Source organism: Microbacterium umsixpiens (assembly GCF_053543675.1).
In genome coordinates this window covers 4,712-5,457 of record NZ_JBLVOH010000229.1, presented here as the reverse complement: position 1 = coordinate 5,457, position 746 = coordinate 4,712, and the positions used below count along the sequence as shown (strand labels likewise).

1 protein-coding gene and 1 pseudogene are annotated in these 746 nt (G+C 69.3%); one reads left to right on the top strand and one right to left on the bottom strand.

Annotated features, from left to right (window positions below; genetic code table 11):
• A partial coding sequence (locus ACNPM4_RS19325) for an amino acid deaminase (protein ID WP_448986846.1) occupies window positions 1-480 on the bottom strand: 480 nt, incomplete at its 3' end.
• 80 nt (window positions 481-560) lie between these two features.
• Here ACNPM4_RS19325 and ACNPM4_RS19320 point away from each other — a divergent pair.
• A pseudogene (locus ACNPM4_RS19320) lies at window positions 561-746 on the top strand (hypothetical protein); the annotation flags it as partial.

Genomic DNA, 746 nt, shown 5'->3' with positions numbered 1-746 from the left:
ATCGGCGACCGCGACGACGGCATCCACGTCGCCGAGTCGTTGCCGCCGCACCGGCACGCCGGCGATCAGGGTCTCGGCGACCTCGGTCACGCGGTCGAGGAGTGTGCGCTCGCCGATCCAGGGGACGAAGGCATCGGGGGCCAGTCCGCACGCGCGGGCCAGCTCACCGCCGAGCCAGCGATCGCGCTTCAGGCCGTACGGAGTGGGCGTGGTCGAGAGCAGATAGCCGTACACGTGCAGCAGTCCGGCGTTGCCGACCGGCCACGCCGAGTCCAGACCTGCGCGGTCGTGCAGCGCTTCGAAGGTCGACCGTGACAGCACCGGCGCTCCGACGTTCTCGTCCACGGCGGTGGATCGGCCCCAGCGGGCGAAGCGCTCGTCCCGAGCATCGGCATCGATCGCCGGACCGAGCCAGTCGAACATCGACAGCACGTCGGCGGCGTCGTGCGCGGTAGCCGCGGCATCCAGTCGTTCGATCACGACGATGAGCGTAGCGGGCGCGGATGCCCGCATCGGAACCGGAGTTCACGCACTGTTCACACAGGATGGTCGTATCGTCCATGAACGACTGTAAGTATGGACGCATCGTCCCGATCCTGACCAGGAGAACCGTGCTCCCCACCATCGTCCTCGACTTCGACGGCACCATCGCGCTCGGCGCGGGGCCGCTCGAAGCCTTCGCCCGCGCCGTCGCCATCTCCGCCGACGACCCGACGTTCGCGGATCGCGCGATGTCCGACCTCGCC